15 protein-coding genes, 7 tRNA genes and 1 rRNA gene are annotated in these 18,567 nt (G+C 42.6%); 6 read left to right on the top strand and 17 right to left on the bottom strand.

Annotation, left to right across the window (positions count from 1 at the left end; all coding sequences use genetic code 11):
- Position 1: 1 nt before the first annotated feature.
- The 10 genes from C6W21_RS14815 to C6W21_RS14770 all read right to left on the bottom strand — a co-directional run bounded on the left by C6W21_RS14815 (position 2) and on the right by C6W21_RS14770 (position 5,299).
- Positions 2-1,411: a CdaR family protein gene (locus C6W21_RS14815; RefSeq protein WP_106056599.1), complete on the bottom strand. Its 1,410-nt coding sequence runs from the start codon at positions 1,409-1,411 to the stop codon at positions 2-4.
- Positions 1,404-2,225, bottom strand: coding sequence for a diadenylate cyclase CdaA (gene cdaA, locus C6W21_RS14810; protein WP_008344027.1), 822 nt, complete (start codon positions 2,223-2,225; stop codon positions 1,404-1,406). The genes C6W21_RS14815 and cdaA overlap by 8 nt, the downstream gene beginning before the upstream one ends.
- A 216-nt stretch (positions 2,226-2,441) precedes the next feature.
- On the bottom strand, positions 2,442-3,068 hold the full coding sequence (gene rsiW, locus C6W21_RS14805; RefSeq protein WP_106051480.1) for an anti-sigma-W factor RsiW: 627 nt from the start codon (positions 3,066-3,068) through the stop codon (positions 2,442-2,444).
- A gap of 14 nt (positions 3,069-3,082) precedes the next feature.
- On the bottom strand, positions 3,083-3,646 hold the full coding sequence (gene sigW, locus C6W21_RS14800) for an RNA polymerase sigma factor SigW (protein WP_106051003.1): 564 nt from the start codon (positions 3,644-3,646) through the stop codon (positions 3,083-3,085).
- A 183-nt stretch (positions 3,647-3,829) separates the two neighbouring features.
- Positions 3,830-4,741, bottom strand: coding sequence for an arginase (rocF, locus tag C6W21_RS14795; protein ID WP_106056597.1), 912 nt, complete (start codon positions 4,739-4,741; stop codon positions 3,830-3,832).
- Positions 4,742-4,877: 136 nt separating this feature from the next.
- Positions 4,878-4,949 (bottom strand) — tRNA-Gln (locus tag C6W21_RS14790).
- A 4-nt stretch (positions 4,950-4,953) separates the two neighbouring features.
- Positions 4,954-5,038 (bottom strand) — tRNA-Tyr (locus tag C6W21_RS14785).
- Positions 5,039-5,066: 28 nt separating this feature from the next.
- Positions 5,067-5,139 (bottom strand) — tRNA-Thr (locus C6W21_RS14780).
- A 3-nt stretch (positions 5,140-5,142) separates the two neighbouring features.
- Positions 5,143-5,218 (bottom strand) — tRNA-Val (locus C6W21_RS14775).
- A 6-nt stretch (positions 5,219-5,224) separates the two neighbouring features.
- Positions 5,225-5,299 (bottom strand) — tRNA-Glu (locus tag C6W21_RS14770).
- A 220-nt stretch (positions 5,300-5,519) separates the two neighbouring features.
- Between C6W21_RS14770 and murQ the strand changes: the two genes are divergently transcribed.
- From murQ to C6W21_RS14740, 6 genes are read left to right on the top strand one after another with little or no spacing between them, the layout of a single operon-like run.
- Positions 5,520-6,431 carry an N-acetylmuramic acid 6-phosphate etherase gene (gene murQ / locus C6W21_RS14765; RefSeq protein WP_106051001.1) on the top strand — a complete coding sequence of 304 codons (912 nt, stop codon included), beginning with the start codon at positions 5,520-5,522 and terminating at the stop codon, positions 6,429-6,431.
- A gap of 14 nt (positions 6,432-6,445) precedes the next feature.
- Positions 6,446-7,315, top strand: a complete 870-nt coding sequence (locus tag C6W21_RS14760; protein WP_106051000.1) for a MurR/RpiR family transcriptional regulator — start codon at positions 6,446-6,448, stop codon at positions 7,313-7,315.
- Positions 7,312-8,691, top strand: a complete 1,380-nt coding sequence (locus tag C6W21_RS14755) for a PTS transporter subunit EIIC (RefSeq protein WP_106050999.1) — start codon at positions 7,312-7,314, stop codon at positions 8,689-8,691. The genes C6W21_RS14760 and C6W21_RS14755 overlap by 4 nt, the downstream gene beginning before the upstream one ends.
- 13 nt (positions 8,692-8,704) lie before the next feature.
- Positions 8,705-10,060: a penicillin binding protein PBP4B gene (gene pbp4b / locus C6W21_RS14750; RefSeq protein ID WP_106056595.1), complete on the top strand. Its 1,356-nt coding sequence runs from the start codon at positions 8,705-8,707 to the stop codon at positions 10,058-10,060.
- A 13-nt stretch (positions 10,061-10,073) separates the two neighbouring features.
- On the top strand, positions 10,074-11,993 hold the full coding sequence (locus tag C6W21_RS14745) for a glycoside hydrolase family 3 protein (protein WP_106056593.1): 1,920 nt from the start codon (positions 10,074-10,076) through the stop codon (positions 11,991-11,993).
- 11 nt (positions 11,994-12,004) lie between these two features.
- Positions 12,005-13,252, top strand: coding sequence for an exo-beta-N-acetylmuramidase NamZ family protein (locus C6W21_RS14740; RefSeq protein WP_106056591.1), 1,248 nt, complete (start codon positions 12,005-12,007; stop codon positions 13,250-13,252).
- 39 nt (positions 13,253-13,291) lie between these two features.
- On the opposite strand, the gene C6W21_RS14735 is transcribed toward C6W21_RS14740, so the two are convergent.
- From C6W21_RS14735 to rrf, 7 genes are all read right to left on the bottom strand, one after another.
- Positions 13,292-14,257: a bile acid:sodium symporter family protein gene (locus C6W21_RS14735; protein ID WP_223260989.1), complete on the bottom strand. Its 966-nt coding sequence runs from the start codon at positions 14,255-14,257 to the stop codon at positions 13,292-13,294.
- Positions 14,258-14,318: 61 nt separating this feature from the next.
- The gene (locus C6W21_RS14730) at positions 14,319-15,758 is read right to left on the bottom strand and encodes a SulP family inorganic anion transporter (protein ID WP_106056587.1); all 1,440 of its coding nucleotides are present in this window, start codon (positions 15,756-15,758) and stop codon (positions 14,319-14,321) included.
- Positions 15,759-16,089: 331 nt separating this feature from the next.
- Positions 16,090-17,058, bottom strand: coding sequence for a flagellin Hag (gene hag, locus C6W21_RS14725; protein WP_106056585.1), 969 nt, complete (start codon positions 17,056-17,058; stop codon positions 16,090-16,092).
- Positions 17,048-17,230: a hypothetical protein gene (locus tag C6W21_RS14720; RefSeq protein WP_106056583.1), complete on the bottom strand. Its 183-nt coding sequence runs from the start codon at positions 17,228-17,230 to the stop codon at positions 17,048-17,050. The genes hag and C6W21_RS14720 overlap by 11 nt, the downstream gene beginning before the upstream one ends.
- Before the next feature lie 891 nt (positions 17,231-18,121).
- Positions 18,122-18,194, bottom strand: a tRNA-Thr gene (locus C6W21_RS14715).
- Between the two features lies 1 nt (position 18,195).
- Positions 18,196-18,270 (bottom strand) — tRNA-Asn (locus tag C6W21_RS14710).
- 42 nt (positions 18,271-18,312) lie between these two features.
- Positions 18,313-18,428 (bottom strand): 5S ribosomal RNA (gene rrf, locus C6W21_RS14705).
- Positions 18,429-18,567: the final 139 nt, after the last annotated feature.

Below are 18,567 nucleotides of genomic sequence, written 5' to 3'. Positions count from 1 at the left end.
TTCAAGAGGACGCTTCGTCCTCTTTTTTATCTTCTTTGATCCGCTGTCTTTGACTTGATTCTTTCTTTGCTTTATCTTGCGTGGAATCTTCTTTACTCTTCTCATCCTGATCATCGTCATCAGAAGATGGATTCTTCCGATCATTCGTAGACGCTGGCTGATCTTCCGTCTCAGTAGAAGTCAGTTTCACTTTGACCTTTGATCTCGATAATGTCCACGTCACATTTTGAGGACCGTTCACTTGAATTTTGACCTCATGTGTTCCTTCGTTCAAGTCCCCGACATTGATATAGGCCTCAACATCTGAAGCCTTTAGTTTATCAATCGCACTCTTTGATCCCTTTGCTGTTAACGTGAGCCGTCCAGAAGATGGGCTCACAAAATCAGAGGTGAGATCCTTGCTCAGACCCACGACAGAAATCGGTACATTATCGATCTTTTTTTCTTGCGCTGTTGCAACCTTCACCTTGATTTTAACCGTTTCGGGCGATACCTTTTTCACTCCATCTGGCAGGGGAATGTCGGCATCAATCTCGGTATCATCTTTGATCTTGCTTAGGTCCAGCTTAACGCCATCAATAAAATCAAGCGAATCCAGCACTTTTTGAGAGCCGTACACTGTGACCTCACTCGGGCTTGTCTCAATGCTTGAGATACTGATCCCGTCTGGTAAGCTGCCCGTCCGCTCTATTTTAAACGGAACCTTTTTGCTTGGACTCGAGATGGGAACTGTAATATTCACCACAGACGGACTCAATTCGACTGGCAGCTCGTTCCCGCTGCTATCATACACAGTGAGCTTCGCTTCCTTTTCAATTTGCTGATCGACATCCTCTAGGTTCACAAATGCTTTAATGACAGAAATTTTGTCGATCACGTCCTTTGAACCAGTGACTGTGACCTTTTTCGGATTCACAATAGGCTGTTCAGGTGAATAGCCGTCTTTGATTTTATTTTGATTATAAAATTCGGTTTCAACAGGAAATTCAGCTGTTGTTTTTTCTTGTATCGTCACAGTCGTCACAGACGGATTAATCGATAGTGTGAGTCCCTTTGATACATCTCTTGCCTTCAGCTCAACTTTATGGGTACCTGTCGATAAATTCTGCATATCTGCATATATTTCAAAGTTCTTTGTTTGTCTTGCTGTTTTCACAGCACTCGTTGACCCTTTAATCGTCACATTGACTGTCTGCGGCACACCAGTGACGACATACTTCTCGTCATCATAATACGCTTTAACAGGAATGTCGGTTAAGGTTGCTTCATCTGTCGTCGATGTTGGGAAAAAGGATTCACCGATTTTTTTCGGCGTGGGCGCTTGCGCTGAATTGACTGCACCATACAGCAATAAAGCGAAGACCAATGCAAGAAGCTTTACGGCCCAGCGATTATTCAAAATCTTATCCATTTTTCTTGCCCCTCCAATACCATTTGGTCGAGGAAGCATCTTTGCTGTTCTTACTAAATTCAGCAATCAGCATTTCTTCAAGCGCTTCTTCTGTCAATTCTCGGTGGAGATCACCATTTCTTGCGACAGAAATGCCGCCTGTCTCCTCAGAAACGATGACGGTCAAGCTGTCTGTCACTTCGCTAATTCCGACTGCCGCCCGGTGACGCGTCCCAAGTTCCTTAGAGATAAAAGGACTTTCTGACAGCGGTAAATAACATGCCGCAGCTGCAATCTCATCACGCTTCATAATGACAGCACCGTCATGAAGCGGTGTATTTGGAATGAAAATATTAATGAGCAGCTCTGAACTCACCTTTGCATTCAAAGGAATTCCAGTCTCTATGTAATCATTCATCCCAGTATCGCGTTCAATTGTCAGCAGTGCACCGATTCTGCGTTTTGCCATATAGTTAATTGCTTTTGTAATTGCCTCGATCGTTTTCTGCTGCTGTTCTTCTACAGGTGTACCGCTTCTTGAGAAGAAACGGCCGCGCCCAAGCTGCTCAAGCGCTCTCCTTAGCTCTGGCTGAAAAATAATAATGATCGCAAGGAATCCCCACGTAATCGCTTGATCCATCAGCCATTGAAGTGTGTTAAGACCGAGATACGCACTTCCCATCCTGACGAGAACAATGACCACAATTCCCTTTAAAAGCTGAACCGCTTTTGTTCCGCGGATGACCATCATTAATTTATATATCACATACCAAACAACGAGAATATCAACAGCATTACCGAGGTACTGCAAAAAAGGAATATCCCCTAAAGCCATTTCCTCGTCCTCCAGAATTTTCAGTTATTCTTCGTTTGATGCATTTTTGATAAAAAAAGAGCCTATGTGTAAATACATAGCGTGGCTATTATACCACATTTTGTTTCAGCAAGGAAAACAGTTGCCATATATGGCTGGCATGCTAGTTCGCATAAATCTGACCAATATAATAGAAAAAGAGCAGCCCCTAAAAAGACTGCTCTCGACCCGTTTGATTTACTTTTGTTCCTCTGGTCCAATGACCCGCATCACATTTTGTGCTGTGGATTTCATTTTGTACCAGATCCAATCAAACACTTCATTAATTTCATTAATTTGACCAGTGACTTGTCCGGCAGAAGCAGTCAGCTGTTCCCCATTGACGACGGTGACATTTCCATCAACCTTGCCTTCTACAATCAGCTTGCCATTTTTGACAGTGACATCACCTTTTACGGTTTCCCCTTTAGGTACGGTCACTGTATCATTTACAACGACGAGATTCGGCTGCTTTGACACACTGAAATTATGATCGGTATTCCAGCTTGTAAACAGACTGCCTCCCATCAAAATGAGAAAGAGGGCAGCGGCCACCATCAGCGGATGAGCTTTGATCCATCTTTGAACCGACACACGCTTTTTTTCCTTTGGAAGACCTGCCATCACCTTTGCAGTGAAATCAGATGGTGCTTCTATATGAGATGTACTCTGCACAAGCGCGATGGATTTCTCAATTTCTTGAAAATGAGTACGGCACTCCTCACACGATTGCAGATGGCTTTTTAATTCTTTTTCGTCTTGGGGCTCAATGTCCCCGTCTAAATACTGATGCATAAGCAGGACGATTTTTTCCTGACAGCTCATCAAAATCACCTCACTCAAAGGTCTCTCAACTGTTTTCGGAGAGCCTCTCTACCCCTGTGTATTCTCGTTTTCACCGTACCAACTGGTATATTCAAAATCTCACTAATTTCTTTTAACGAGAGTTCATCAATATACTTTAATACGATGACCGAACGATATTTATCGGGTAATCTTAGAATTTTTTGCTGAATGGTACTCGATAATTCAAGAGACACCACCTCTTCCTCTGGCAAAATGCCATTAGCAGCAATTTGAGAATACATATTCAGTCCTTCTGTTCCTGCCACCTCTGCATCTAAATAATAATCCGGCTTTTTTTTGCGAATACGATCGATGGTCAGGTTGGTTGCAATGCGGTACAGCCACGTAGAAAACTTACGATTCACATCAAAGCTTTCAATATTCACATAGGCACGAATAAACGCCTCCTGTGCAATATCCTCTGCTTCGTGTGCATTCCCAAGCATACGGTAGCACAGCTGATAAATTTTGTCTTTATACAGGTCTACGATGTCTGCAAATGCGTTCTGGTCGCCTTTTTTCACTTGCTTAATTCTCTTTTTAATCATTGTGTCCATAGTATATTCAACCTCTGCCTTCACCGGTCTTTATGTATACGAACCTCTTTCCAAAAGGTTTCATTCTCCTCTAAAAAATAGTTTAACAAATTTTTGACAGCGTGTTACGCATATCCACCGGTAAAAACCTTAATATATCCTTAAATTTTCCCAAAACAAAAAAGAACGGGAACAAGTCCCGCTCTACAATAGCTTTTCGCCCATTAACGAACCAATCAACGCAACAGCTGCCTCGGCTGTTTTATTTTTTTCATCCAAAACCGGATTCACCTCAACAAATTCAGCTGAAGTCAAAATACCCGCTTCCTCTAAAAGCTCCATGGCAAGATGACTCTCTCGGTAACTAATGCCACCCGCCACAGGAGTTCCTACACCAGGGCACTCCGCTGGATCTAATCCATCTAAATCAAGCGACAGGTGGACACCATCTGTTCTTTCTTTTAAATATGAAATAGCTTCTTCCATCACCCTCGTCATCCCTAAACGATCTATTTCATGCATCGTATACACTTTAATGCCTTTCTCTCTAATCAATGCCCGCTCTCCTTCATCTAAGGAACGAGCACCAATTAAAACAACATTCTCAGGCTTCAATTTAGGGGAATAACCACCAATGTTCGTTAAATCAGCATGCCCAAGACCGAGACTGACTGCAAGCGGCATACCATGTATATTTCCAGAAGGAGAGGTTTCCTCTGTATTTAAATCACCGTGTGCATCATACCAAATGACACCTAAGTTTTCATAATGCTTGGCTACCCCCGCAAGTGTTCCTATCGCAATGCTGTGATCACCGCCTAAAATGAGCGGGAATGAGCCTGATTGCACAATACTGTCAACCTTCTCAGCCAGCAGCTGATTCGCACCAGCATTCTCCGTTAAATTTTTTAGCTTTTCACTTGTATATAAACCTTTCTCATCATCTCTTTGTTCAACCGGAATATCGCCGAGATCCTCCACATCAAATGAAAACGATTCCAATTTTTCTTTTACGCCAGCACACCGAATCGCACTCGGTCCCATATCGACGCCCCTTCTCATTTGACCCAAATCCATCGGAACTCCGACAAGCGTGACCTTCTTTTGATCTCCCATATGTACATCCCCTTTCTGTTCATGCTTTTATTTTACTTTCTCGATGCCTTCTGACTCAACTCAACAATATTTTGAATAGTTATACACTCCATCTGCCAACATAAAAAAAGACACCTTTTTCAAAAAGGTGTCTTAACTGGGCTAGCTGGATTCGAACCAACGCATGACGGAGTCAAAGTCCGTTGCCTTACCGCTTGGCTATAGCCCAAAAATGGTGGAGGGGGGCGGATTCGAACCGCCGAACCCGGAGGGAGCGGATTTACAGTCCGCCGCGTTTAGCCACTTCGCTACCCCTCCACATATGGAATTGATAAAGAAAAAACAGTGCCGGCAAGAGGACTTGAACCCCCAACCTACTGATTACAAGTCAGTTGCTCTACCAGTTGAGCTACACCGGCATATGGTGGAGGATGACGGGCTCGAACCGCCGACCCTCTGCTTGTAAGGCAGATGCTCTCCCAGCTGAGCTAATCCTCCACATTATGGTGACCCGTACGGGATTCGAACCCGTGTTACCGCCGTGAAAGGGCGGTGTCTTAACCGCTTGACCAACGGGCCAGTTTGTCAAGTTTGCTGTTTCCGTGAAGCTGACAAAAATTATTATATACAGGTTGTCCCCCTTTTGTAAAGGGGATTTTTATTTTTTTTATTTTCTAACTATTCACCTCTAAGTAGCACAACGTTTAGAATGAAATATAATTTCAATATTTAAATATAATGTTGAAATTTCATATCACACTGAATATACTGAAAATGAAGAAATAAGGAGGAATGTCGCATGCACCCATCTCAATTGCGTTCTTTGACAACAGAATCAAGAAATCCTAACACAATGGGAATATCACAAGCAGATCCACTCGAAATGCTCCAAATGATTAATGAAGAAGATATGAAGGTCGCTCAAGCAGTCAACCGTGTACTACCACATGTCAAAACAGCAAGTGACTTCGCCTATCAATCCATCTCAAATGGAGGCAGACTCATTTATTTAGGGGCCGGGACAAGCGGCAGACTTGGCGTGATGGATGCTGTTGAATGTCCCCCTACCTATAGCGTCTCACCTGATGTGATTGTCGGCATCATGGCAGGCGGAGACTCTGCTTTTTCACATGCTGCCGAAGATGTGGAAGACAGTGAAGAAGCCGGCAAGCAGGATTTAGTACACATTCACCTGACATCAAAAGATACGGTCGTCGGTATCGCCGCCAGCGGCAGGACACCCTACATCATCGGCGCTTTAAACTACGCTAAATCCATCGGCGCAAAAACAGTAGCCCTCAGCTGTAATGAACAAGCAGAAATTAGCGAGCTGGCAGACTGCGCCATTGAAGTCATTGTAGGACCAGAAGCCATCACTGGGTCAACACGAATGAAAGCCGCATCCGCTCATAAAATGATTTTAAATATGCTTTCCACCTCTGTCATGATCAGACAAGGTAAAGTATATGAAAACCTGATGGTTGATGTAAAAGTCAGCAATCATAAATTAAAAGAACGCGCCATCACCATCATTCAACATGTGACAAACGCTTCCTACAAACAAGCCGTGAAAACTCTTGAAGCAGCAGACTTAGAAGTCAAAACCGCCATCGTCATGCTTCAAACAAACACAGACAAAAAAACAGCCAAGGATTTACTCAACAAAACGAATGGCCATATCGACAAAGCCATCTCTCATCATCAATCCTAAAGGAGGCAGTGCTCATGTCAGCAGGTGGACTCACCCTACTACACACAATGAAAGCAAAGCTCCCCCAATCTGAAAAAATCATTGCAGACTATATCCTTGCCCATCCTGATAAAGTCATTAAGAGCACAGTACACGAGATCAGTCAGGCAGCCGGTGCAAGCAGCTCTGCAGTCATCCGCCTTTGTAAATCTCTCGGGCTAGATGGCTATCACGATTTAAAAATGCGAATCGCTGGAGACTTGATGCACGACGATAAACATGGCTACCGTGATATCGAACAAGATGAACCGCTTCAATCCATTATTCAAAAAACAGCAGGAAACTCGATTCAATCGATTAAGGACACCGCTTCTATTTTAAATGCAGAAGCATTAGAAAAAGCTGTTCAATTACTGCTGCATGCAAATCAAATCCATTTTATCGGCGTCGGCGCATCTGGCATCGTCGCAGCAGATGCCCAGCAGAAATTTCTCAGAATTAATTATGCAGCGACAGCATTCACTGACATGCACATCGCATCCACGGTCATCGCAAATGCAGGAAAGAATGACATCGTGTTCGGTATATCCTTTTCAGGAGAAACGTTAGACATCATTCAAGCCCTTCAGCTCGCAAAAGACAACCAAGTGAAAACGATTGCCTTAACGCATCCAGGTCAAACAAGCGTTTCTGCCTTATGTGACGTTCACCTATCGACGTCCGGTTCCAATGAAGCACCTTTTCGCAGTGCAGCCACTTCCTCTAGAATGGCACAGCTCTACTTAATTGATGTCTTGTTCCTCAGCTTAGCTTCCCGTCAATATGAAGAGACAGCGCAATATATTGATAAGACAAGGCAAGCCATCCGCTCCATGAGACGAAAATCAAAGGGGGATTCAACATGAGTCATCAAAAGAAATATCAGCAGTTGGCGAAAGACATTCTTTCTCTCTGTGGTGGTTCTGAAAACATCTCTTCCCATACACATTGTATGACGCGTCTCCGAATTACGCTGATTGACAATGAACAAGTTCACATCCAAGCAATCAAAGAACTCGATGGCGTCATTGGTGTCGTCGAGGCAGAAACGCTCCAAATCATATTAGGTACCGGTGTTGTCAACCAAGTATCAAGTGCGTTTGAACAGCTGCTAAATGCCTCTGGCTCTTATGATTTAAACAACGAAGCACAAAAAAACAAGCAAGCCATTTCACAAAAGAACCGCACACCGTTCAAGCTGTTCTTACGACGGATTGCCAGCATCTTTATTCCTATCATTCCGGCACTCGTTGCATCAGGTCTTATTACAGGGATTACGAAAGCAATCGTGCAAGCAGGCTGGCTCGATGAAAAGTCTCAAGCAGCGATCATTTTAACCGTTATTGGTTCAGGCTTGTTCGCATATCTCGGTATATTAGTCGGAACAAATGCCGCAAAGGAGTTTGGAGGCTCTCCTGCATTAGGCGCTTTAGCTGGTATCCTCATTATTAACCCAGCCTCCGCAGATATAATGTTATTTGGCACAAATATTCTACCAGGCAGAGGCGGGCTCATCGGTGTTCTTCTAGCCGCCATCTTTATGGCGCTTGTGGAAACCCGAATTAGACGCTTCGTCCCGCAATCACTTGATATCATCGTCACACCTACCATCACACTACTCATTACAGGCATTTTTACGTACGTTGTCTTCATGCCAGTCGGCGGATTTATATCTGATGCCATTACCTCAGGATTAACTTATCTATTAAATATGGGCGGAATCTTCGCTGGATTTGTTCTTGGTGCGACCTTCCTTCCACTTGTTGTGACAGGACTTCACCAAGGACTGACACCGATTCATATGGAACTCATCAATTCCATTGGAGATGACCCGCTTCTGCCAATTCTCGCTATGGGCGGTGCAGGCCAGGTCGGTGCGGCATTCGCCATTTATATGAAAACAAAAAAGAAAAAACTCAAAAGAGCCATCGCAGGTGGACTTCCTTCAGGGATGCTTGGCATTGGTGAACCACTCATTTTCGGTGTCACACTCCCGCTGGGACGACCATTTCTCACCGCTTGTCTTGGAGCTGGAATCGGCGGTGCATTTCAAGCCTACTTCCAAATTGCAACGAAGGCGATTGGTGTATCAGGTCTCCCATTAACCTTTATCGTTCACACACATCAAATGCTTCTTTACTTAATCGGACTCTTTATTGCATATGTTGCTGGATTTTTCTTCACATACTTATTTGGATTTCATGATGATATGGCTGTTGAATTCGAGGATACCAATCAATAAGGAGGTCTAGACCTTGAAGAAATGTTTTCTTTTGATAACATGTCTGTTCATGCTCCTTGGATTACCCGTACAAACATTTGCAACTAGCTCCCATCCTGTATCGTCTTTGTCTAAAACAGCACCTGAAGAATATCCCGTCTTAAAAAAGGCAAAACAACCGGAACAAGCAGGTTTTTCTTCCAGGCAGCTTAGGAAGGTTGATCACATGATTCAAAACGACATCAAAGCAGGATTTCCAGGAGCCGCACTCATCATTATCAAGGACGGAAAGATCGTCCATCAAAAAGCCTATGGCTACAGACAAAAATACGACGGCACAACTGAACTCAAATCATATAAGAAAATGAAAAAAAATACACTGTTCGACTTAGCATCCAACACCAAAATGTATGCAACCAACTATGCCCTGCAAAAGCTTGTCTACGAGAAAAAACTGGATGTGAACGAAAAAATACAAGCCATCCTGCCAGATTTTAAAGATGAACCAGATGCAAAGGTAACCGGCAAAGATCAGCTCCGTGTAAAAGATCTTCTTACCCATTCTGCCGGACTCCCTTCCAGTGTCTTATTTTATAGCAAAGAAGCAGCCGGCACCTTTTTCTCTCAAGATAGAAAGACAACGATGAAATGGCTGCCGAAGGTGCCACTGCAATACAAACCAGGCACCCAGCATATTTATAGTGACATTGATTACATGCTGTTAGGCATGATCATTGAGAAAAAAACAGGTATGCGTCTTGATCAATATGTAGAGTCGACAATCTATCGGCCGCTAGGTCTCAAACATACAATGTTCAATCCACTGCAAAAAGGATTTAAACCGAAGCATTTTGCAGCAACAGAACGTTTAGGCAATTCGCGAGATGGTGTCATTGATTTTGAAAACATTCGCAGGTATACCCTGCTAGGCGAAGTCCACGATGAGAAAGCATATTACTCAATGGCAGGTATCTCTGGTCATGCTGGACTTTTCTCTAACATTTCAGATATGGCCGTGCTGCTCCAGCTCATGCTTAACAAAGGAGGCTATGGAAAAACAACCATCTTTGATCAAGCTTCTATCGATCTCTTTACAGCCTCCTCTGATACAAACCCAACTTACGGGCTAGGCTGGCGTAAAAACGGTCATACTGACATGGAATGGATGTTTGGAAAATATGCAAGTAACGAAGCCTATGGGCATACCGGCTGGACCGGAACCATGACATTGATTGATCCAAAACATAATCTAGGTATCGTCTTGCTGACAAATAAGAAACATTCGCCTGTCGTTTCACCTGAAACCAACCCAAATCAATTTGAAGGTGACCTTTTCCCAACTGGCACTTATGGAAGCATCATGACCGCAATCTACGAATCTTTTAAGTAAAAGGAGGAATACGATGTTAAAAGCTCTTTTCCCCGCTGCTCTGGTTTTGGCCCTGCTAACCTCTTCCATTCCAACGGAAAAGGTTAGCTCTGCCCCTCTTCCAACTGCCAAACAAATGGTTCAAGACATGTCCCTGGATGAAAAGATAGGTCAAATGCTCATGCCAGACTTTCGTAATTGGCAAACAAAAGATGAATCTGCACCTACAGGCTTAACAAAGATGAATAAAGAAGTATCCCATCTTGTAGAAAAATATCATCTAGGCGGTGTCATCTTGTTTGCCGAGAATGTCGTTGATACGAAACAAACCGTCAAACTCACCCATGAATTTCAAAAGGCATCACCAAACATTCCTTTACTCATTTCAATTGATCAAGAAGGTGGAATCGTCACAAGATTACAAAAGGGAACACATTTCCCAGGAAATATGTCGATTGGTGCCTCTAGAAGTAAGAAAAATGCATACGACACAGGCAAAATCATCGGCAAAGAACTAAATGCACTAGGGATCAATACAAACTTCTCTCCTGTGCTTGATGTGAATAATAACCCAAACAACCCCGTCATTGGTGTCCGTTCCTTTAGCTCTGATCCTGCTCTTGTCACTAGGCTTGGCCTTCAAACCATGAAAGGACTTCAAAAGGAAAAGACCATTTCCACACTAAAGCATTTCCCGGGACATGGTGATACAGCCGTCGATAGTCACTATGGCTTGCCGCTCGTAGAACATGACCTAGATCGTCTTAAAAAAGTGGAGCTGTATCCGTTTCAACAAGCGATCAACGCTGGTGCGGATATGGTCATGACCGCTCATGTTCAATTCCCTGCCATTGATGATACAACGTATAAAAGCAAAAAAGATGGCGAGAACATTATGGTCCCAGCAACCTTATCGAAAAAAGTCATCACACACTTATTAAAAGAAGAGATGGGCTTTCAAGGTGTTGTCGTAACAGACGCACTAAACATGAAAGCGATTGCAGATAACTTTGGACAGGAAGAAGCCGTAGTGATGGCCATTAAGGCAGGTGTCGACATCGCCCTTATGCCAGCACCAGTCATCTCATTAAAAACAGAGAAAAACCTAGAGAATGTATTCAATGCTGTAAAACAAGCGATTTTAAAGAAAGAGATTCCGATGTCGCAGATCAACGAATCTGTCGAAAAAATTCTTCAATTGAAGATCAAACGCGGCATCATTTCTTCCAAGAAACCTATCACCCTTGAGAAAAAAATCAAAAAAGCCACTCAAGTCGTTGGGAAAAAGTCGCACCGGAAAGCAGAACAAAAAATGGCACGTGAGGGAATTACCCTGCTTAAAAACAATGATAAGACCCTACCATTCAAGCCTAAAAAGAATGACAAGATCTTGGTCATGGCACCTTACGAAAATCAGACAAAAGCCATGTCTGTCACAATTGACTCTCTGATCAAACAAAAAAAGATCAAGCCTGTACGTATCCAATCATATGCTTTTGCGGATAAGACCTTCACCAAAGAAACAGCCAAAATGCTTCAAGATGCTAACTATGTGATTACGGGCTCTTACGTTGTCCAAAATGACCCAGCTGTGAATGATGGTATGATTGATGACAATGTACAGGACCCGAAAAAATGGGCTACTACCTTCCCTCGTGCTGTTATGAAAGAAGCAGCATCACAAAACAAAAAATTGGTCATCATGAGTCTAAGAAATCCATACGACGCAGCAAATTTTGAGGAGGCTGATGCCTTACTAGCAGTTTACGGTTTTAAAGGCTACTCAAACGGACAATTCAATCAGCCAAATATTCCAGCTGGATTAGAAGTGATATTTGGCGCTGCATCACCTAAAGGCAAACTGCCTGTTGATATCCCATCTGTCACTCATCCAAATCAAACCCTATATCCATTCGGCTATGGACTCAACTTGAAAGGGAAACAGATCAAATAGGAGGGATTTTCTTGAAAAAAACAGCATGCTTCATACTCGCAAGCATTCTCATCATGAGCACATTGACCGCCGCCTCTCCCGCAGATCATGGACGAACAGACACAAAAGGAAAAAAAGCAGCAGTCAAAACAGGGATCGAAACGCTACTCTCAAGCAATCTTTCATGGCTAAAAGGGAAAAGGGTTGGTCTCATTACCAACCCGACTGGCATTGATGCAAATATGAAAAGCAGTGTCGATCTCCTATTTGAGCATCCAAATATCAAGCTCACTGCTTTATATGGACCTGAACACGGCGTGCGCGGCGATGCACAGGCAGGAGAAGGCGTCGAATCCTATACCGATGAAAAAACAGGTCTTCCTGTTTACTCTCTTTATGGAAAAACAAGAAAACCAACCCCTGAAATGCTCAAAAATGTAGATGTCCTGCTGTTTGATATTCAAGACGTTGGTACTCGTTATTACACCTATATTTACACGATGGCCTATGCAATGGAAGCCGCTAAAGAAAACAACATTCCCTTTGTTGTCCTAGACCGTCCAAACCCCATTGGGGGAGTAAAAGTAGAAGGACCTGTCTTAGAACCTGAACACGCCTCATTTGTGGGGCTCTATCCAATACCATTAAGGCATGGAATGACCACTGGCGAACTCGCAAAATTTTTTAACAAAGAATTTCATATCAATGCTGATATAACAGTCATCAAAATGAAAAATTGGAAGCGTTCTATGACGTTTGATGACACGAAGCTGCCGTTCGTTCTTCCTTCCCCTAACATGCCAACAGTGGATAGTACCTTTGTATATCCCGCCACAGGATTAATTGAAGGCACAAATGTCTCTGAAGGCAGAGGAACGACAAAACCGTTCGAGCTCATTGGTGCACCATATATCAATAGCAGCGAGCTAGCAGATCATTTAAATCAGTTAAAACTAAAGGGTGTACAATTTAGACCCGTATCATTCACCCCCACTTTTTCTAAACATGCAGGTAAGCTATCACACGGTGTGCAGCTATACGTCACAGACCGCTCTTCATTTGAAGCGGTAAAAACAGGGTTATCCATCATCAAAGTAATACATGATTTATATCCTAAAGACTTTCAGTTTCTTCAAACAGGCAGCTTTGATAAACTCATCGGGAATGGTTGGATCAAAGAAGAAATCAATCAAGGTACTTCCGTCAAACACATCATGAAACGTTATCATCATGACCTTAAAACGTTCGAAAAGAAACGAAAGAAATATCTCATCTATTAACTCGCAAAAAGACCTCCATCTCATAAGATGGAGGCTTTTTCATGATAAAGATTTAGACACAGCAGGTGCTTTCAGCTCAAAACGATTGAGTAAGAAACCAAACAAGGCAGCAAGCACTTGCTGAAATAGCATGCCAATCACAACAGGAACCGCAACAGCAGGCGGGAAAAAGCTAATAGCCAGCACAGCCCCCGCACTAATATTTCTCATGCCGCCCGTATACACAATGGCCACAATCTCTCCTTGAGTACATTTCATCACCTTACCAATCAACCATGCAAATATATACCCACTCATCGCAATGAAAAAGACAGTCGCTGCTTTGCTAAAAAATGCAGCATCCAGTTCCCGCAAATATGGCGCAACAACAGAACTGTTAATCGATACGACAACAAACAAGCCTAGTTTTGAAAAAGGGGACAGAGTCTGACTAATTGTTTTCGTCACCGACGGCTTTGCATACTGACGAACGAGCATCCCTAAAATAGACGGCAGCACCACCATACCGAACAGCCCTTTCATGATCGCCACCATGTCCATATGGACCTGTGTACCGACAAAGAGTGACAAGCTGGCTGGCACAATCAATGGCGAAAGCAATGTATCAATTAAAATGATGGATAACGTTAACCCGACATTCCCTTTATACATCGCCGCCCATATTAAACTAGACACACCTGTCGGAATCACCATAGCAAGCGTCAAACCGGTGATCGTCATGGCATCACCCGCAAATATTAGATGTCCCGCTGACCAAGCATAAAGAGGCATCAGCACATGCAAAATCATAAAAGATAAAATCAAAGGCAATGGGTGCATCACCGTATGCTTTAAAGCTGAAAAAGTAGATGACAAGCTCCCTGCAAATGTCATCATAGCAAATACCCAGGGTACCATAAACGTAAAATCCTTTAAATAGGCCGCCAATAATACACCGAGTAACACACTAATGGGAGTAATAAGCGGCATCATCCGGCCGATCACTTGGTTCAAACGCACAAGCATGCCGGCCACCTCCATCCTTCACTTTCTTACCTTTTCTATTGTAACAAACAGAAAGGCCTTTTTAAGAACCATTCACCTGTTTCACAAGCTTTCGACTTGATGTATCCATTCCAACAACGTCTACCTGTACACCAGCTGCTTGATACTTTTCCTTTACACGTTCTATCGCTGCCACGCCTGATTCATCCCATATACGCGCTTCAGACAAATCAATCACAACTGTTTTGAGATCTTTTTCCTGATGGAACGCTTGGATGAATTCAGTGACAGAAGCAAAGAAAATTTGCCCTTTAATTCGATACACCCAAATACCTGCTTGGCTTTCTGTAGAGATAATATGAAGCTTCGATATTTTTGCTACAAAGAATACCGCACTGAGCAGCACACCTGCAAACACACCCTTTGATAAATCATGAGTCAATACCACAGTCACGACCGTGACAATCATGACAATAGAATCTGTTTTCGGATTCTTTTTTAACTGCTGAAAGGAACTCCAATCAAATGTCCCAACGGAGACCATAATCATCACAGCCACGAGAGCAGCCATCGGAATTTGAACCACCACATCACCGAGCACAAAAATTAGCACCATTAGAAATGCTCCCGCTACAAAGGTAGAAAGACGGCCACGCCCGCCTGCCTTCGTATTAATCACTGATTGACCAATCATCGCACAGCCAGCCATACCACCAAAGAATCCTGCAACCACATTGGCAATCCCTTGACCTCTCGCTTCCTTGTTCTTACGACTAGACGTCTCCGTCATATCATCGACAATCTGTGCAGTTAAAAGAGACTCAAGTAAACCAACCATCGCAAGTGCTAAAGAATAAGGAAAAATGATAGCAAGTGTCTCCCAGCTAAACGGAACTTGAGGAATCAGAAAAGCAGGCAAAGTACTAGGAAGCTCTCCCATATCTCCAACTGTCCTAACATCAATATGTCCAAATACAGCAATGATCGTCATGACAATAATCGCAATGAGTGGGGAAGGTATCACCTTTATCACCATCGGCAATAAATAAATGATCAGCAAAGCACCACCTGTCATGATATACATGGCCATTGATTCCCCAATGAAATGCGGAAGCTGAGCCATAAAGATCATAATAGCCAACGCATTCACAAAACCAACCATCACGGACCTCGGAATAAATTTCATTAGACGAGACACTCGGCACAATCCAAACACAATTTGAATGAGACCTGTTAAAATCGTAGCTGCAAGCAAATATTGCAATCCATGATCGGCAACCAAATTAACCATGACCAGAGCCATAGCCCCTGTAGCGGCCGAAATCATACCCGGCCGTCCACCAACAAACGCAATCACAATTGCAATACAAAACGAAGCATACAACCCAATTTTCGGATCAACGCCTGCAATAATCGAAAACGCAATCGCCTCAGGAATTAAAGCCAGAGCCACTAAAATACCCGCCAGCACATCCTGACGCACATGTCCAAACCATTCTTGCTTTACAAATAAATCTTTCAAACCATCTACTCCTTTTTATACACATACCGCACACAGAAAAGAAGATCAATCAAACCTGGAAATGAAGAAAGGAAAATAAACAATGCTTCACTTTCGGGGAAAAAGAGGAACGTACAGAGTCTTTTGTTAGAGAGGATAATCATCACTTTAGTAAGAATATAAGAAAGGAACTAAGGAATCAAGCACAAAAAGAAGGAATGTGTAGAAAATTGATACAAAGCTTCCTTATCAATCGATTTATTCCATTTTCATGATTCTATTTGTCACTGAGCAAGTCCAACATTTTAAAACAAACAAAAAAAGCCCCTATATAAATGGGGCTTTTGGTTTATTAACGTAATAATTGAAGTACGTTTTGTGGCTGTTGATTCGCTTGTGCAAGCATAGCTTGAGACGCTTGAGAAAGAATGTTGTTCTTAGTGAACTCACTCATTTCTTTTGCCATGTCAACGTCACGAATACGAGACTCAGCAGCTGTTAAGTTTTCAGCAGATGCACCCAAGTTGTTAATAGTGTGCTCTAAACGGTTTTGTACTGCACCAAGTTTTCCACGTTGAGCAGATACTTGGTTAACAGCTGCATCAACAATACTTAGTTGAGTATCAAAACCAACATCATCTGCTTTTGCATCATTGTCAGCAAATTTTCTTACATCGATGTTTTTAACGGCTTGATTGGCTACAACATTACCATCATCATCTTTAACTCCTAATGCATCAGTACTCATTTTATCAATACTAACTGAAATTTGTTGAGTTGCGTTAGCACCGATTTGGAACACTAAAGCATTACCACTTGCTGGGACTACAGGTGTACCTGTATCTGGATCATCTGGATCTGTCGGCGGAATTGCTGGTGTTCCTGGGGTTCCTTTAAAAGTACCATCTAATAATTTTTTACCGTTAAACTCTGTACGATTTGAAATTCCATCAACTTCTTCTTGTAAAGCTTCAATCTCATCTTGAATAGATTGAAGATCTGTGTTTTTATCTTGTGTACCAGTGTTTCCAGCTTGAACCACTAATTCACGTACACGTTGAAGGATTGAGTGAGTTTCAGTCAAAGCACCCTCAGCTGTTTGGATAAGAGAGATACCGTCCTGTGCGTTTTTAGATGCCATTTCTAATCCGCGGATTTGTCCACGCATTTTCTCAGAGATTGCAAGACCAGCTGCATCATCTCCTGCACGGTTGATTTTAAGACCAGAAGAAAGCTTCTCCATGTTCTTTTGGCTCGCACCGTTGTTTGCAGACAGACGGTTTAAAGTGTTAAGTGCTGCGATATTGTGGTTAATTCTCATTTCCTATTACCTCCGTGTAATTTTTTTCGAGCTTATCTGTCAAGTCCATTTGGATGAGAAGCTCTTCCTTAGAATTTCCTATTTCTAAGGCATGTGTATAGTAGTAATGCAGAGCACCTTTTGGCTCTCTAACTTTACTACCATATGTAACACCAGTTATGGCAATAATCATGAAATCTCCTTCTTTTAATGCTCACCATAACAATGAGTATTGTGTTACCTACTATAGACAGACCTACCATATATTTTAGTTTGTGGAAATTGTTAATTTCACAAATTCGACACATTTAAAAAGCACATAGGGATGATAAAATTCAATCAACTGCGTTTTGTGGAATATTAAGTAAAATAAAAATGACATTTTACGAAAACAGGGGAGAAACATGATTAGTGTAAAACCGTGTGGAAACAACACTTTTTCACATACCCTAAAAACACTCGATAAAGTAACAGAGAAAGGATTCACTTCAAAAGAAGAACAATGAAAGTTGCAAATGCAAAAGAATTGCAGCTTCACGCATTTTCAAACGATGAAAAATAAACATCAAAAAAGCCCCTGTTCTCTATGGTCAGGGGCTTTACTTTTTTCATTTTTTCAATGCTTTTTGAAGAGCTGCTTTTGTCTTCGATCCGTTCCATCTCTTATATGTGGCACAACGTTGGCCAATGGAATGCCTTGCTCTGTCTTCAGCTGGACGAATTAGCATTGTGAGCTCTCAACTACCTTTTCAAATTTAAATACATGGTGGGAGCGATTCGCAAAAAGGCTCGATATAAGAAAATTCATTTGCATGATATGCGTCTTACTCATGCTACTATGCTAATAAATCAAATCAGCTAAATACCTGGGTTTAATATTAAATCTGTCTCTCAGCGTTTAGGTCATGCGTATGTTAAAACAACTCTTGATACGTATACACATACGGTCTAGTGGCGGATGCTTTAACAAACTTATTGCAAATTCGATAATTGGTCCCCAATTTGTCCCCAAGCAAATAAAAAAGGACATAAAAAAAAGCCTTCTCATCATCGAGAAACCCTGTCAGATCAACATTTAGAGGAAAGCTTCCAAGCGGGCTCGAACCGCTGACCTCTTCCTTACCATGGAAGTGCTCTACCTACTGAGCTATGGAAGCATGGCTCCGCAGGTAGGACTCGAACCTACGACCGATCGGTTAACAGCCGATAGCTCTACCACTGAGCTACTGCGGAATGATAAAGTAACTTCTTCCATTGGAAGGATATAAGCAAAAAGCTTGGCGGCGTCCTACTCTCACAGGGGGAGACCCCCAACTACCATCGGCGCTGAAGAGCTTAACTTCCGTGTTCGGTATGGGAACGGGTGTGACCTCTTCGCTATCGCCACCAAACCTGATGGAGAGAATGTTCTCTCAAAACTAGATAACAATGTTCAAGCTTCACATTAGAATATAGGTTAAGTCCTCGATCTATTAGTATCTGTCAGCTCCACGTGTCACCACGCTTCCACCTCAGACCTATCAACCTGAT

The organism is Bacillus sp. NMCN1, from assembly GCF_002998085.1.
Lineage (GTDB): Bacteria > Bacillota > Bacilli > Bacillales > Bacillaceae > Bacillus.
The sequence above is the reverse complement of the archived record's forward strand: the minus strand, read 5'-3'. Positions and strand labels throughout refer to the sequence as shown.

Bases quoted from the DNA above. Each gene is read 5' to 3' on its own strand.
- rocF (WP_106056597.1), bottom strand. From the start codon at position 4,741: ATGGGAGATCAAAAGAAGGTCACGCTTGTCGGAGTTCCGATGGATTTG.
- C6W21_RS14735 (WP_223260989.1), bottom strand. From the start codon at position 14,257: ATGCTTGTGCGTTTGAACCAAGTGATCGGCCGGATGATGCCGCTTATT.
- C6W21_RS14755 (WP_106050999.1), top strand. From the start codon at position 7,312: ATGAGTCATCAAAAGAAATATCAGCAGTTGGCGAAAGACATTCTTTCT.
- C6W21_RS14815 (WP_106056599.1), bottom strand. From the start codon at position 1,411: ATGGATAAGATTTTGAATAATCGCTGGGCCGTAAAGCTTCTTGCATTG.
- murQ (WP_106051001.1), top strand. From the start codon at position 5,520: ATGCACCCATCTCAATTGCGTTCTTTGACAACAGAATCAAGAAATCCT.
- C6W21_RS14720 (WP_106056583.1), bottom strand. From the start codon at position 17,230: ATGATTATTGCCATAACTGGTGTTACATATGGTAGTAAAGTTAGAGAG.
- cdaA (WP_008344027.1), bottom strand. From the start codon at position 2,225: ATGGCTTTAGGGGATATTCCTTTTTTGCAGTACCTCGGTAATGCTGTT.
- C6W21_RS14760 (WP_106051000.1), top strand. From the start codon at position 6,446: ATGTCAGCAGGTGGACTCACCCTACTACACACAATGAAAGCAAAGCTC.
- C6W21_RS14745 (WP_106056593.1), top strand. From the start codon at position 10,074: ATGTTAAAAGCTCTTTTCCCCGCTGCTCTGGTTTTGGCCCTGCTAACC.
- rsiW (WP_106051480.1), bottom strand. From the start codon at position 3,068: ATGAGCTGTCAGGAAAAAATCGTCCTGCTTATGCATCAGTATTTAGAC.
- hag (WP_106056585.1), bottom strand. From the start codon at position 17,058: ATGAGAATTAACCACAATATCGCAGCACTTAACACTTTAAACCGTCTG.
- sigW (WP_106051003.1), bottom strand. From the start codon at position 3,646: ATGGACACAATGATTAAAAAGAGAATTAAGCAAGTGAAAAAAGGCGAC.